Source organism: Hymenobacter psoromatis (assembly GCF_020012125.1).
GTDB lineage: Bacteria > Bacteroidota > Bacteroidia > Cytophagales > Hymenobacteraceae > Hymenobacter > Hymenobacter psoromatis.
Window position 1 is genome coordinate 708,831 of sequence record NZ_JAIFAG010000001.1, and the last position, 14,963, is coordinate 723,793.

The 14,963-nt window shown below is 63.0% G+C and carries 9 protein-coding genes; 4 read left to right on the forward strand and 5 right to left on the reverse strand.

The genetic code is table 11. The features are described 5' to 3' along the window. Positions 1-30: 30 nt before the first annotated feature. The 4 genes from LC531_RS02995 to LC531_RS03010 all read right to left on the reverse strand — a co-directional run bounded on the left by LC531_RS02995 (position 31) and on the right by LC531_RS03010 (position 8,441). Positions 31-1,296 (reverse strand): PKD domain-containing protein, encoded by a 1,266-nt coding sequence (locus LC531_RS02995; protein WP_223648841.1) that lies wholly within the window; start codon positions 1,294-1,296, stop codon positions 31-33. Between the two features lie 45 nt (positions 1,297-1,341). Then, positions 1,342-2,817 carry a RagB/SusD family nutrient uptake outer membrane protein gene (locus LC531_RS03000; protein WP_223648842.1) on the reverse strand — a complete coding sequence of 492 codons (1,476 nt, stop codon included), beginning with the start codon at positions 2,815-2,817 and terminating at the stop codon, positions 1,342-1,344. 118 nt (positions 2,818-2,935) lie between these two features. Next, entirely contained in the window at positions 2,936-6,118 is a 3,183-nt protein-coding gene (locus tag LC531_RS03005) for a SusC/RagA family TonB-linked outer membrane protein (RefSeq protein WP_223648843.1), read from the reverse strand. A gap of 331 nt (positions 6,119-6,449) precedes the next feature. Next, entirely contained in the window at positions 6,450-8,441 is a 1,992-nt protein-coding gene (locus LC531_RS03010; protein ID WP_223648844.1) for a 7TM diverse intracellular signaling domain-containing protein, read from the reverse strand. 175 nt (positions 8,442-8,616) lie between these two features. On the opposite strand from LC531_RS03010, the gene LC531_RS03015 reads away from it, so the two are divergent. Both LC531_RS03015 and LC531_RS03020 read left to right on the forward strand, forming a co-directional pair. Next, the gene (locus LC531_RS03015) at positions 8,617-9,732 is read left to right on the forward strand and encodes a sensor histidine kinase (protein ID WP_223648845.1); all 1,116 of its coding nucleotides are present in this window, start codon (positions 8,617-8,619) and stop codon (positions 9,730-9,732) included. 146 nt (positions 9,733-9,878) lie between these two features. Then, entirely contained in the window at positions 9,879-10,625 is a 747-nt protein-coding gene (locus LC531_RS03020; protein ID WP_223648846.1) for a LytR/AlgR family response regulator transcription factor, read from the forward strand. A 45-nt stretch (positions 10,626-10,670) separates the two neighbouring features. On the opposite strand, the gene LC531_RS03025 is transcribed toward LC531_RS03020, so the two are convergent. After that, positions 10,671-11,060, reverse strand: a complete 390-nt coding sequence (locus LC531_RS03025; RefSeq protein WP_223648847.1) for a hypothetical protein — start codon at positions 11,058-11,060, stop codon at positions 10,671-10,673. A gap of 276 nt (positions 11,061-11,336) precedes the next feature. Here LC531_RS03025 and LC531_RS03030 point away from each other — a divergent pair, with 276 nt between their 5' ends. Then, entirely contained in the window at positions 11,337-12,152 is an 816-nt protein-coding gene (locus LC531_RS03030) for an SDR family oxidoreductase (RefSeq protein ID WP_223648848.1), read from the forward strand. 57 nt (positions 12,153-12,209) lie between these two features. Beyond that, on the forward strand, positions 12,210-14,870 hold the full coding sequence (locus LC531_RS03035; RefSeq protein WP_223648849.1) for an MGH1-like glycoside hydrolase domain-containing protein: 2,661 nt from the start codon (positions 12,210-12,212) through the stop codon (positions 14,868-14,870). The last annotated feature ends 93 nt before the right edge of the window (positions 14,871-14,963 follow it).

Here is a 14,963-nt window from a genome sequence, read left to right on the forward strand (position 1 = left end):
AACGAAGGGTGGGTAAGAAAGAGAGAGTCGCTACTTCACGCGCATTTTCATCGTGAATAGTGGGTCGGCGGTGGGGCCGCCGGCACGCAGCACCATATGCTGGTTATCAATGGAAATAATGCGGTAGATGCGGTCAGTGGGCGCATTCGTCACGCCGATGAAGGTGCCCGCCTTGCCCAGCACAAATTGCGCAACGCCCGCCCCCGAGGCCGGCCCGAAGGCAAACGTGGTGTTGTCGGAGCGCGGAGCCTGGCAGGCGTACACGTCTTTGCCGGCAGCATCGAGGGCCACGTAGGTTTCGGCCTTGGCGTCGTAGGTAAACTTGCCGTCGGCCGTGAAGGTGTACTCATCGTCGGCCTGGCAGGCGGGTAGCCCGCCCACCGGCACGCCCGGAAAGTAGCCGCTGGGGCTGGCCTCGTTGCCCACCACAATGGGGGCGGCCACGGTATTATCGAGCACCCAGGTGCGCGCCGAGCCGCCGGTGAGCGCCTGCTTGGCCTTGTCGAGAGCCGAAAGCTGCGGAATGTAGGTGACCACGGTTTTGGTGCCGTCGGGGTTAGTGCCTTGCAGGCGCAGCTGGGTGGGCGTGGCCTCTACAATGTCGTAGGTCTTGTTCACCACCGAGTCGGGCAGGCCAATGAAGGACTTATTACCCAGCAGGATAATCTGCCCCAGCGTGCCGTTGGGCTTATACACGAAGTCGGAGTTGCCGCTGAGCGGCGCGCCGCAGGTACCGTTGGCGTAGGTACCCGCACCCGCATCGTAGGCGTAGGTAAAGCTATTAGTGAACGAAAACACGTCGTCGAGCTGGCAGGCGTTGAGCACGGGCGAGGTGGAGAGCACCGCCCCGTCGGCCGCCAGCTTCACCACCGCCCCCGGCTGGTCCGAGAGCGTCCAGGAGGTAGCGCCCGTGCCGCCGCAGGCCGTGAGCACCGCGTAGCCCGCATTGCCGCAAACGGTCGGAATCGTGACCGGCAGCTGCGGCGAGCTGCTGCTGCCACCGCGGCCAGCGGCCGTCAGCTTCACGCGGTAGGTGTCGGGCGTCTTGTAGGTGTGGGTTACGTTTTGGCCCGAAGCCAGCGGCGAGCCGTCGCCAAAGTCCCACTGGTAGAGAAAGGCGTCGGTGGTGGTGTTGGTGAACGTGGCCACCACCGGAAACTGCGTGGTATTGAGGGCCACCGTAAAAGCAGGGGTAGGGATGACCCCGTCGAGGCTGGTAACGCCCTCCTTGCGGCAGGCCGCCAGCGCCGCCGCACCGGCCAGCACCAGGCCGAGTTTGCGAGTAGAAGTAAACATGGAATGTCGGGTGGGAAATGAAGGAGAGGCTATCAGCTTAAAAAATTAATAGCCTGGGTTTTGCACCAGCTGCGGGTTGGCATCGCGCTCGCTCTGCGGAATGGGCAGCACGATATTGAAGGGCTTAATACCTTTGGCCAGTAGCTGGGGGTTGGTAACCAGGTTGTTGGTACGCTTGAGGTCAAACCAGCGGTCGTCCTCAAAGGCCAGCTCGTAGCGCCGCTCCTTCACCACGGCCGCCTTGAAGTCGGGGGTGTTGGCGGCGCTGCGGGGGGGTAGGCCGGCGCGGGTGCGTACCACATTCAGCGCGTCGAAGCCGGCCTGGGTTGCCCCCAGGCCCTCGGCCTTAATCAGGTACATCTCGGAAAGGCGCAGCACCGGGAAGTTCAGCGGCGAGTCCCAGACGTTGGTGTTCACCTTGCCCACAAACCACTTTTTGCAGTTGAAGCCGTAGGGCGAGCCGGGCAGCGAGGCGGGCTGGGCCGTGGTGGCGCTGCCGGCGGGGTAGAGGTCGCCGGGAGCCCAGATGGTGACGGCCTTGCGCTTGTCGCCGGCCTCGTAGCCCTGCACAAACTCCAGCTCCGGCACGTTGAAGCCGTAGCCACCCTGGGGCACCAGGCCCTGGCCGCGGGGCGCAAAAAACTCGTTGCCCACGAAACCCAGCCCATCCACGATGTACTGGTTCAGGCCGTTCACGTACTGCACCTCAAACAGCGACTCCTGGCCGTTCTCGTTGGCTACCTGGAAGTTATCGCCATAGTTAGCCCACAGGCTCTTGCCCGAGCCGGCAATCACGGCGTCGGCCTGGGTGGCGGCCTCAGCCAGCTTGCCTTCGGTCAGGTACACCTTAGCCAGCAGGCCGGTGGCGGCCCACTTGCTGGCCCGCCCCAGGTCGGTGCCGCCGTAGCTGCCGGGCAGGTTGCCGATGGCGGCCAGTAGGTCGGTCTCAATCTGGGCGTAAATCTGGGCGGCGGGCACGCGCGGAATCTGCGCATCGGCCGGACTGGCCGGCGGCACCAGAATCAGGGGCACGTCGCCGAAGGCCCGCACCAAGTCGAAATAATATTTGGCCCGCAGAAACTGCGCCTCGCCCAGGCTGCGCTTGCGGATGGCCTCGTTCATGCCGGCAATGCCGGGCACTTTTTGCAGCACCTGGTTGCAGGTGCCGATGCCCACGTAGCAGCCGCCCCACAGGCGGCCCACCATTGGGTTGGTAGTCGGGATGTTGAAAAAGTCGAGCTGAATCTCCTCGGCCCCGTCGCCGCCGCCGCCGCCCCCAGTAAAGGAGTTGTCCGACATAATCTCGCCAATGCCCCAGAGCGCGTAGTTATACTGCCCGCCTACCCCCAGCTGCGAGTAGCAGGCCGTTACGGCCTGCAAAGCATCGGATTCGGTCTGGTAAAAGTTCTGGGTCGTAATCTGGTCCACCGGCTGGAGGTCCAGGTATTTCTTGCCGCAGCCGCCGAGCAGCGCCAGGCCCAGCAACGCGCCGGCCGTGAGTTTAGTAGGGAGAGAGTGCATGGGTGGGGTAGGGAGAAGAATTATGAATGATGAATTAGAAGTTATGAATTGAAAAAGCGCTTGGCGTTAGCTACCTATTTCAACTCGCACTTGCCAATTCATAATTTCTAATTCTTAATTAAAAGCCAATATTCAGGCCGGCGGTGAACACGCGCGCCTGCGGGAAAATGCCCCGGTCGATGCCGAAGGCCCCGGCCTGGCTGCCGATTTCGGGGTCGTAGCCGGTGTATTTGGTTAGCGTCACCAGGTTCTGAGCCGTGGCGTACACGCGCAGCGTCTGGCCCCCAAAGCGGCTGATGAGCGGCTTGGCGAAGTTGTAGCCCAGCGTCAGCATCTTGAGGCGCACGTAGGAGCCGTCTTCCACGAAGTAGCTGCTCACGCGCAGGTTCTGGTTGGGGTCGCCGGCAATGGCGCGGGGCACGTCGGTGCTGGTGCCGGGGCCGGTCCAGCGGCCCAGCACGCGGGTGCTGCTGTTGCCGTTGCTGTAGAGGCCACCCTCGGTATACACCCGGTTCAGGTTGTAAATCTTACCCCCCTCCGAGCCCTGCACGAAGGCCGTGAGGTCGAAGCCCCGGTAGCTCACCGTGTTGGTGACGCCGAAGGTGAAGTTTGGGTTGGGGTTGCCAATGAATACGCGGTCCTGGTCGTTTACTACCCCGTCGCCATTGATGTCGCGGAACTTGATGTCGCCTGGAGCCGTGCCCGAGAACTGGTAAATGCCACCCGGCGCGTTCTTATTGAGGGCGGCCAACTCATCGGCGGTCTGAATCAGTCCGTCGGCCACGTAGCCGTAGAACGAGCCGATGGACGAGTTCTGGTCGAAGCGCGAGATGGCCGTGCCCGTGCGGGTCACGGTGCCGTTGAAGGGCGTGGCCACATTCAGGTTCAGAATCCGGTTGCGATAAGCCGAGAACACGAGGCCCGTCGTCCAACCCACGCTATTATCCCCGCCCACCAGATTGCGGGTGTTCAAGGAGAGGTCGATGCCGTTGTTGCGCGAGCTGACGGCGTTGGTCGGCACTTGCTCGTAGGTGCCCGACACCAGCGTCGGCGGCACGTTGCTGATGAGGTTGGGCGAGCGGCGGTTGTAGATGTCCACCGACAGCTCCACGCGGTTGCCAAACAGGCCCACGTCCAGGCCCAGGTCGGCCTGGTAGTTATTCTCCCAGCGCAGCAGCTCATTGGCCCCGCGGGTGGGGGCCGCCCCCTGAAACACCGTGGTGCCGAAGGGGTAGCTGATGCCCGAATTAATGGTAGCCAGGTAGGCGAAGCGCCCAGCGTTCAGCGGGTTACCTACCTTGCCGTAGCCGCCGCGCAGCTTCAGGTTGCTGATAACCGGAATATCCTTGATGAAGCTCTCCTCCGAGATGCGCCAGCCCACCGAAGCCCCCGGAAAGAAGCCGAACTGGTAGCCCGGCGCAAACTGCGAGGTGCCATCCAGGCGGGCCGTGGCCGTGAGCAGATACTTGCCCGCGAAGTCGTAGTTGACGCGCCCGAAGTAGCTGGCCAGCCGGTCCGTAATCGGCTCGATGCCGATGCCGGCGTTCGTGACGGGGTAGGCGGGGTTGGAAGCCGGCCCGGCGTTGATGTTTTGCAGCGTATTGTTGACGAAGCCCGAGCGGTAAGCGTTCGTGTACATGTACTGAAACTGCTGCGCCGACTGCCCCGCCAGCGCCGTGAGGTGGTGGTGCTCGGCGAAGGTGTGGGTGTAAGTCAGCGTGTTCTCAATCAGATACGTCGGATTGTAGTTGGTCTCGGAAAGTGCCCCGGCCACCGAGTTACGGGGTGAGTTGGGGCCGAGCGAGGGCGTAAATTGATTCCGGTTGTCAAAAATCAGGTCGGCCCCCACGTTGGTGCGGAAGCGCAGGCCCTTGAGCGGCTCCACCTCCGCGAACACCGAGCCGATGATGCGGTTGCGGCTGAACTTGGCGTTGGTAATCAGCGATTGCAGCACCGGGTTGGGCTCGATGAAGTTGTCGGCCGTGGCGGTGGGCTCATAATAAGTGCCGTTGGGGTTGTACACCGGGATGGTGGGCGGCAGCTGAATCACGTTGTTGAGCACCCCAAACTCGCTGTTACCGGTATCCAGTTGGCGGTCCTGCTGGTGGGTGATGGCCAAGCTATTGCCCACCTTCACGTACTTATTGAGCGTGATGTCGCCGTTGGCCCGAATCGTAAAGCGCTCAAAATTAGAGCCATTGAGCGTGCCATCCTGCTGAAAATAGCCGGCGCTCAGCGCGTAGCGGGCCTTGTCGCTACCCCCGCTGGCCGAGATATTGTAGCTCTGAATCACGGCCGTGGGCCGGAACACCGCCTTCTGCCAGTCGGTGTTCACGGGCAGCGCCGTGGGGTCAGCGTACTTAGGATTGATAGGTTGCCCGGCCGCCAACAGGCTCTCGTTGTTGATGGTAGCGTACTGCTGCGAGTTCAGCAAATCGAGCTTGCGCCACACCTGCTGGAAGCCCCGATAGCCATCAACCGAGATGTTGGCGCTGCCGGCCTTGCCCCGCTTGGTGGTGATGATGACGACCCCGTTGGCCGCCCGCACCCCATAAATGGCCGTGGCCGAGGCATCCTTGAGCACGTCAATGCTCTCGATATCGTTGGGGTTGATGGAGTTAAGCTGGTTTTCTACCGCGTTGCCGTTGGCATCGGAAGTGGGCAGCGGGAAGCCATCCACCACGTACAGGGGCGAGTTGTTACCCGCCGACGAGATGCCCCGGATGCGCACTGAGGTGCCGCCCGCCCCACCCGGCGCGCCCGAGTTCTGGGTTACCGTTACGCCGGCCGCCCGGCCTTGCAGGGCCTGGGTAGGGTCGGCCACCGGCTGGCTGGCAATGGCCGCGCCCGACACCGTGGAGATGGACCCGGTCACGTCGGCGCGCTGCTGGGTGCCGTAGCCCACTACCACTACCTCACCCAGGCCCTGGGCCGTTTCGCGCAGCGTCACGGCCACGTCGGCGGCGTTGGCACTGGTGAGCACCACTGACTGCGATACGAAGCCCACGAAGCTAAAGAGTAGGGTGCTGTTTTCGGGCGCGCTGAAGCTAAAGGAGCCATCGACCCCGGTAGTAGTGCCGGTGCTGGTGCCGCGCACGAGTACCGTCACGCCGGGTAGGCCCGTGCCATCGGCCCCGGTCACCCGGCCCTTCACCGGGATGGTGGCCGCCGGGTGGCGGGCCGGCCGCGCCGGGGTAGCGCGCGGGGGCGCAGCGAAGGCCACGCCGGCAGGTAGTCCGCAGGCCAGCACTACCGCCGAGTGGCGGAGCAGCGAGCCCAAAGGGAATAGTTTTCTTTTCATGAAAAGAGGGTGGGAAAGAGGGCAACTACCACTAGAGTGGCTCAAAGCTAGCAGCTTGTGTTCAGCAAATGCAAGCCTAAAAATGCCTCTCTCGCCCCGCTTTCGCCCTTTTTCCGCTTCCGTCTTCCCGCCGCTTTACGCTTACTGCACAACCATCCTTCGCCGATTATGGGGCTGCCATTCCCTAACAGCACTATCGGCCAGCCGGGCCCGCGAGCTAAAAAACAATGGGTAGCCGCGGGCTTTCTGGCAAAAAAAAACGTGCGCTCAGACCCGCGGCCCACCTACCCCCGCCGTTTTCGCAATCGTTGCCGGAATCTAAGCTGGGAGCTTACTGGGCTTCGGCTGATTGCAATTCCTCGGACTCGGCATCGGCGGTGGCGTCCAGCAGCACATGGGTCCAGGGCTCACTCGCATCGTAGTCGAGAGCCTGAGCCCGGCGCTGCAAGGCGGCCAGTACTTTTTGGGCAAATGCCCAGGTGGTGGCCGGGCGCAGCTCCAGTACCCGCGCCAGCTCGGCGGGGGCGTAGCGGCCCTGATGGGCGTGCAGCAGAAACACCGCGTAGAGCGCCTTCACCATCGGAAACTTGCACTTTTGCAGCAGCGTGCCGGTGGTGGCCGACTCTACGTAGCGGCAGCGGGTGCAGCGGCGGGCGTAGGGCTCGCGGGCCTCGCAGCTCTTTTCGTGGCCGCACTTGCGGCACTGGTAGCCGTGCTGCCACTTCAGGTCGGCGAGGTAGCGCAGGCAGGCGTCTTTATCGGGATAGAGCTGGCTGAACTCGCCGAAGTCGAAGTCGCGGGCTTCGAGGCGGGCCTCCTTCTGGTCGCGCAGGTCGCGGCGCAGGTCGCGGTTGAGCTGCTCGATGGCGGCCGACTGCAAGGCCAGCAGGCTGTTGCGCTCCAGCAGCTCGCGGTTTTGGGCCGCGATGGTATCGTTTTGCCCGCGCAGCTCGTCGGTGCGGCGGGCCACCAGGGCCTCCAGCTCGGTGTTGAGCTGGTCTTTGAGGGCCTGGTTTTCGTGCAGCTGCTCTACCAGCAGCGCCTGCGCCTGGTGCTTTTTGCGGAGCTGCTTCAGCAGGCGGCGCTGCGAGTGCAGCGTGGTGTCCATGAGGCCCTTAATCTTATCGGCCAGCGCGTAGCTCAGCACGGCCACCTCTATCACGAAGGCCACGTTGAGGCTGTACACGGTGTAGGCGTTGTTGTAAAACTCCAGCCCCAGCTTGCGCGAAATCAAGAATCCCAGGCTGCCCGCCACCAGCGCCTGGGCCAGCAGCAGGTAGCGTGCCGAGTCCAGACCCCCGCGCCACACCTGCCAGGCAGCGTAGTAGAGCAGCCCGTAGGGCAGCAAATACAGCCAGAAGCTGAAGCCCGAGTGCACCACGGCCGCATCGAGCACCAGCAGCCCTCCGCTGCCCAGCACCACCCAGCGGATGGCCCGGTCGAGGCGCGGCCGGCGGGCGGCCGTTTCCAGAAAGGCCCGCGCGTACTGGCTGAAGGTGAGCAGCAGCAGTACCGGCGCGGCTACCCCGATAAAATGGTTGAAGCCAGGGGCGGCCGGCCACAGGTACTGAAACCCCAGCCCGTCTTCCGAAAGAAAAAGCAGCGCCCCGCTCAACACGTAGAGCACGTAGTAGATGTACGACCTTTCCTGAAGAAAAAAATACAGAAACAAGTTGTACATCACCATGATAAGCAGGATGCCGTAGAAGCCGCCCAGCAGCCAGTACTGCAAGCTCAGCTCCGGGATGAGGTCGGCCCCGCTGTGTAGCATGGCCCGGAAGCTGGTGGGCGTGTCGGAGCGCAGCCGCAGGTAGTAGGTAGCGGCCGGCCCAAGGTGCTGGGGTAGGGCGAAGAGAAAGTTCTTATAAGGCTGCGGCCGGGTGCTGAAGGGGCGGTTGGCCCCGGCCACCAGGCTATCGTAGCCACCACCCGGCCGCGGCCGAAACAGCGTAGCGGCCCCAATGTGCGGGTCGTACAGCTCCAGGTACCAGTCGGTGAGCGGGCCGGGGGCCGGGCGCACCGTAAAGCGCAGCCAGTAGGTGCTGCGCGGGTGCTGGTTGTTAGGCGGCTGGCGGGTGCCGGCCAGCGTAGCAAAGCGCCCCGCATAGGCCGGGCTGCTGACCAGGCGCAACGGCAGGAGGCCGCCGGGGTCTTCCAGCACGCTGTAAAAGTGGTCTTCCAGAAACTGGGCCGGGCGCGCGGCCGCCGTTACCAGGGTGTCCTCGGTGCGGGCGGGCTGCGGGCCGGCCAGGGCCGGGGCGCTGCCGGCCAGGCCGGCCAGCATGGCCAGCCCAGCCCCGAAGCGCAGGAGCCAACGTAGCATATACAAACAAGAATAGGGTGGGAAGACCGAGTAAAGTTAAAGCCCGGTGAAATCCCGCGCTCCGGCCGGGCGGCAAAAGCGGCGGGGCGGTCGGCAGATTGCGCCCGCTGGTCGGTAGGCGGGGGGGTAGGCGGTGGGCGGGCCCTACTTTTGGCAGCCTTCTCCCGCCTTTCTCATGCCTGCTACTGCTTTTCAGCGCGTGCTCACGCCCCTCATCCACGTGCTGGCGTGGGGATTGCTGGCGCTGGCGCTGCTGCTGTTTCAGCCCTCGGCGGGCCACGTGGTACTACCCACGCAGTACTGGGCGAAGCAGGGCGTGCTGCTCCTGATGTGGCTGGCTGCCTTCTATCTCACCACCCGCGTGAGCGTGCCGCGCCTGCTGCTGCGCGGGCGCAATGGCTGGTTTGTGCTGGCGCTGGCGGGCACGGCGGCCACGGTGCTGCTCCTGAGCAGCGCCCTGGAGCAGGCCCTGCACCTACCCGAACTAATGCGCGAGGCTTTTCATGCCGCCGACGCGGCCGCCGGCCGCCTACCCCGGCCGCCCCGGCCAACCGGGGCGGGGCGGCCGGTCCTCGGCAACCGCTTCGATTTGGTGAACCTGCTCATCACGCTGCTGGTGCTGGGCATCGCCACGGCCATCACGATGGTGCAGCACTGGCAGCAGGAAGCCCGCCTGCGCGAACGCCTCGACCAGCAGCGCGTGGAAGCCGAGCTGGCTTTGCTCAAGGCTCAGATTAATCCGCACTTCTTCTTCAATACCCTCAACAACATCTACTCACTCACGCTCATTGATGGCGAGCGGGCGCGGGCCGCCCTGCACCGCCTCTCGCGCATGATGCGCTACGTACTCTACGACACGGCCAGCGGCGAGGCCCTGCTCAGCCAGGAAGTGGCTTTTATTCAGGATTATATCAACCTCATGCAGCTCCGGCTCACTGACCGCGTGCAGGTGGTATTTGAGCACCCCGAGCCGGTGAGCGAGGCGCGCATTGCGCCCATGCTGCTGCTGCCCTTCGTCGAGAATGCCTTTAAGCACGGCGTGGCCGCTACCCAGGCCAGCCGCATCTACATCAGTCTGCGCCAGCCCGCGCCCGGCCAGCTCGATATTGAGGTGCGCAACACGCTCTTCGCCAAGCTTAGTACCGACCTGGCCGGCTCCAACGGCATCGGCCTGGCCAACACCCGCCGCCGCCTCGACCTGCTCTACCCCGGCCACTACGCGCTGCAAGTAACGGAGCACACGCCCGATAACGAGTTTGAGGTGAAGTTGGAGCTGGGGATTGCGGGTTGATTTTTGTTTTTCGTTAGTAATCGCCTGTCATGGCGAGCCTGCGAAGCAATCTTTCCTTGGCGTATGCACTTTGCCAGGCCAACGGCGCGCCCGTGAAGGAAAGATTGCTTCGCAGGCTCGCCATGACAACTGCTTCATAATTAACCATGACCATCACCTGTATTGCCGTAGACGATGAGCCCCTAGCGCTCGCCTTACTCTGCACCTTCATCGAGCAAACGCCCTTTTTGAAGCTGCTGGGCCGCTACGGCAGCGGCGTGGAGGCGCTACAAGGGCTGCACGAGCTGGCCGAGCCGGTGGCCGTGGCCTTTCTCGACATTCAGATGCAGGAGCTGACCGGCCTGGAGCTGGCGCGCGTGCTGGGCCAGCAGGCCGCCCCGCCGCGCATCGTGTTCACCACCGCCTTCCCGCAGTACGCCCTGGAAGGCTATAAGGTAGATGCGCTCGATTACCTGGTCAAGCCCTTCAACTACGAGGAGTTTTTGCGCGCCGCTACCAAAGCCCGCGCCTATGCCGAGCTGGCGGCGGGCAGCGCCGCCCCGGCCGAGGCCGCGCCTACCCCTCCCGCCGAGGAAGACTACCTTTTTCTAAAAGTGGAATACCAGCTCGTGCGCGTGGCCCTGGCCGATATCCGCTACGTGGAGGGCCTGAAAGATTACGTGAAGGTGCATCTCAAGAGCACGCCCCGCGCCCTGCTTTCGCTGATGAGCCTGCGGGCAATGGAAGAAAAGCTGCCCGCCCGGCGCTTCCTGCGCATCCACCGCTCCTTCATCGTGGCCCTGGACAAGATTGAGGCCGTGCGCCGCCTCACCGTGCAAATCGGCACGGAGACGATTCCTGTGGGCGAGCAGTACAAGGAAGCCTTCCAGCAGTTCCTGAGCCGCTGGAGCTGAAGTAGTTATTACCCGGAGCAATGCAACCCTGCGCGTCTTTCCATTTTACCGCACGGTAGCGCCGGGCACCTGCATTTCGGGTAGTTGCTGGCGCGGGGGCCGCAGGCCGCGCAGCTCCTGGTAGTGCTCGCGCTGGGCGGGCGTGAGCGCGGCCTGAATCTTGACTTCAAAATCGGCGGCGCGGGCCAGGCGGGCGGCGTGCTCGGTTTCGTCGGGGCGGTGGGTGAGGCGCTGCTTGCGCTCGGCCTGCTCCTCATCGAGCACCGTGGCAATGCGCGCTTCCTGAGCGGGGCTCAGGCCCAGCTGCCGCAGCACGCCCACGCGCTTGCCGCCCCGGTGCCCCAGCACCACCACGTCGGGTAGCGTCTGGGCTACCAAGGCGGAGCTGGCCAGCGTGGCGGCCGTGAGGAGAAATCCGAGCAAGAAAGTGCGCATCAGTTAAATCGGGGGCTTAGCCGTTGAGCGGGGGGTAGGAGGCGCTAAAAGTAACGTCTGGACCCAATAAACTCTCCCGCCTGGCCGAACTTCAACGCCAAAAGTGCAGCCTCAGTGCCCACCGCGACGGGCAATAATCCGACCTGCGATGGTGAAGGGTAGATGAGCTTTAAGAATAAGCCGCACCGCCGAAAACCTGCGCCGGCCAAACCGCGTCTTACCGGGCAGCCCCGCCGGTTGGCGCGGTAAATTTTCGCCTTATTCTCTCTTTCTTTCATGCCTACCCCCACTTCGTCCCGCCTGTCGGGGCAATTTGCCCTCGTCACCGGGGCCAGCTCCGGCATCGGCGCGGCCGTGGCTAAGTCCCTGGCCGCCCACGGGGCCGGCGTCGTCGTCAACTACATCGGTAACTCCGACGCGGCCGATGCCGTGGTGAAAGAAATCACCGACGCGGGCGGCGTGGCCCTGGCCATTCAGGCCGACGTGAGCAAGGAGGACCAGGTGCAGGCCATGTTCAAGCAGGCCGTGGACCACTTCGGCACCTTGCACATTGTGGTGGCCAACGCGGGTATTCAGGTCGATGCCAAGTTCGTGGACATGAGCGTGGCGCAGTGGCAAAAAGTGCTCGACGTGAACCTGACCGGTCAGTTTTTGTGCCTGCGCGAAGGTGCCCGCGAATTTATCCGGCGCGGCCCGCAGCCCGACGTGAGCAAGGCCCTGGGCAAGATGATATGCATGAGTAGCGTGCACGAGGTTATTCCGTGGGCCGGCCACGTCAACTACGCCACCAGCAAGGGCGGCATTATGGAATTGATGAAAAGCTCGGCCCAGGAGCTGGCCCCCCAGAAAATCCGGGTGAACGCCATCGGGCCGGGTGCCATCAAAACGCCCATCAACACCTCGGCCTGGGCTACCCCCGAAGCCGAAGCCAAGCTGCTGATGCTCATTCCCTACGGCCGCGTGGGCGAGCCCGAAGATATTGGCCAGCTCGCCGCCTGGCTCGTCTCCGACGAGGCCGACTACATCACTGGCCAAACCATTTTTATGGATGGCGGCATGACCCTGTACCCTGGCTTTGCCACAGGGGGGTAGGGCAGGACTGTTTAATGCACCATTTGTCATTGCGAGCGCAATGACATTATCTAATTCATGAACGCTGAAAATCAACGCCTCGAAGAAGCAAATACGGGGAAGAAAGACTGGCGGCACTATGGCTCCTACCTCTCGGAGCGGCAGTGGGGCACGGTGCGCGAGGACTACTCGGCTGGCGGCGATGCCTGGAATTATACCAACTTCAACATGGCCCGCTCCTACGCCTACCGCTGGGGCGAGGAGGGCCTGGCCGGCTTCTGCGACACGCAGCAGCTGTTGTGCCTGAGCATCGCGCTCTGGAACGGGCAGGACCCTTTTCTAAAGGAGCAGCTATTCGGCCTGAGCGGGCCGCAGGGCAACCACGGCGAGGACGTGAAGGAGCTGTACTACTTCCTCGATGCTACACCTAGCCATTCGTACCAAAAGCTGCTCTATAAGTACCCACAAGCTGCTTTTCCCTACGAAGAACTGGTGAAGGAAAACGGTGCCCGCACCCGCCAGCAGCCCGAATACGAGCTGCTTGATACGGGTATTTTCAACGAAAGCCGCTACTACGATGTGTTCGTGGAGATGGCCAAAGCCGATGCCGACGACCTGCTTTTTCAGTACACCATCGTGAACCGCGGGCCGGAGGCCACCACGTTGCACGTGCTGCCGCAACTCTGGTTTCGCAACACCTGGACCTGGGGCTACGACGATTACCGCCCTAGTCTTAAAGCGCTGAGCAACACGTCGGTGCAAGTCAGTCGTCGCGAGCTGGGCGAGTTGACCTGGTACCTGAACGACCCGGCCGAACTGTTGTTTTGCGACAACCACACCAACGTGGAGCGCATTGACGGGCACCCGTCGGGCGAGCAGTTTTACAAGGATGGCATTAATGGTTATGTAGTTGATAAAAAGCAGGGTACCGTGAACCCGGCGCGCACTGGCACCAAGGCCGCTGCCCACTACACCATCACCTTGCAGCCCGGCGAAATCCGGCAGGTGCGCCTGCGCCTGGGCCCGGCGGGCCTGACCGCGCCCTTCGCCGATTTTGAGAAAATCCTCGCGCAGCGCCAGCACGAGGCCGATGAGTTTTACGCCGAGCTTCAGCAGGAAATAACCGAGGCCGATGCGCGTCTGGTGCAGCGCCAGGCGTATGCCGGGATGCTGTGGAGTAAGCAGTTCTACGACTACGATGTGCCGCGCTGGCTGGCCGGCGACCCGGCCCTACCCCCGCCGCCGCCCGAGAGGCTGAACGGCCGCAACGCGGAGTGGAAAAGCCTGACCAACTACGACATTATCTCGATGCCCGATACCTGGGAATACCCCTGGTACGCGGCCTGGGACCTGGCTTTTCACTGCCTGCCGCTGGTGCAGCTCGACCCGGAATTTGCCAAAAGCCAGCTGCGGCTGCTGTGCCACGATTGGTACATGCACCCCAACGGCCAGCTGCCGGCCTACGAGTGGCATTTCTCCGACGTGAACCCGCCGGTGCACGCCTGGGCCACGTTTCGGGTGTTCAAGATTGACCAGAAGCAGCGCGGCGATGCCGGCGACGTGGCTTTTCTGGAAACCGTGTTCCACCGTTTGCTGCTCAATTTCACGTGGTGGGTGAACCGCAAGGACCGCGACGGGCACAATATTTTTGAGGGCGGCTTTCTGGGGCTGGATAATATCGGGGTGTTCGACCGCTCAGCGCCGCTGCCCTTCGGCGGCACGCTGGAGCAGGCCGACGGCACGGCCTGGGTGGCCATGTTTGCGCTCAATATGATGCGTATCGCGCTGGAATTGAGCCAGACCAACCCCGTGTACCAGGATTTGGCGTGCAAGTTTTTCGAGCATTTTCTCTATATCGCCGAAGCTATGACCAACGTGGGCAACACTGCGCTGGACCTTTGGGACGACGAGGATGAGTTTTACTACGATGCCCTCAACAAGCCCGACGGCGGCGGCCACGAACTGCTGAAAGTGCGCTCAATGGTGGGCCTGATTCCGCTCTTCGCGGTGGAAGTGCTGGATGAGGACGTGCTGATGGGCGCGCCCATATTTCTGGCCCGCATGAACTGGCTACTTACTAACCGCCCCGGCCTGGCCGACTTGGTGAGCCATTGGCAGGAGCCCGGCAAGGGCGCGCGCCGCCTGCTAAGCTTGCTGCGCGGCCACCGCATGAAGCGCCTGCTATTCCGGATGCTGGACCCCAACGAATTCCTGTCTGACCACGGCATTCGCAGCCTCTCGCGGGTATATCTGGATAATCCCTACGTCTATAAAGCGGACGGCACGGCCTTCGTGGTGAACTACCAGCCGGCCGAGTCGCAGAGCGACATGTTTGGGGGTAACTCCAACTGGCGCGGGCCGGTCTGGTTTCCGGTTAACTTTCTGATTGTGGAGTCGTTGCAGCGTTTTTATCATTATTACGGCGACGATTTTAAGGTGGAGTGCCCGACCAACTCGGGCAACTACGTCACCATTTTGGACGTGGCCGACGAGCTGGCGCAGCGCCTCAACCGGCTGTTTTTGCGCGACGAAAAAACCGGCCGCCGCGCCTGCTTCGGCACCCGCGACATTTTTCAAAACGACCCTAATTTCCGCGACTACGTGCTCTTTAACGAGTACTTCAATGGCGATACCGGCGAGGGCCTCGGCGCCAGCCACCAAACTGGCTGGACGGGCCTGGTCGCCAAGCTCCTGCTGCCGCACTACACCATTGAGTCGCATTATGAAAACCGCAAGTAGGCGCGAGCGTTTTTTGGACCGCAGAAGCCGCGGAAAATTTCGCGGAGGACGCGGAAGCGCTCGGCGCGATTAGTCATTCATTGTTAGTTAGTA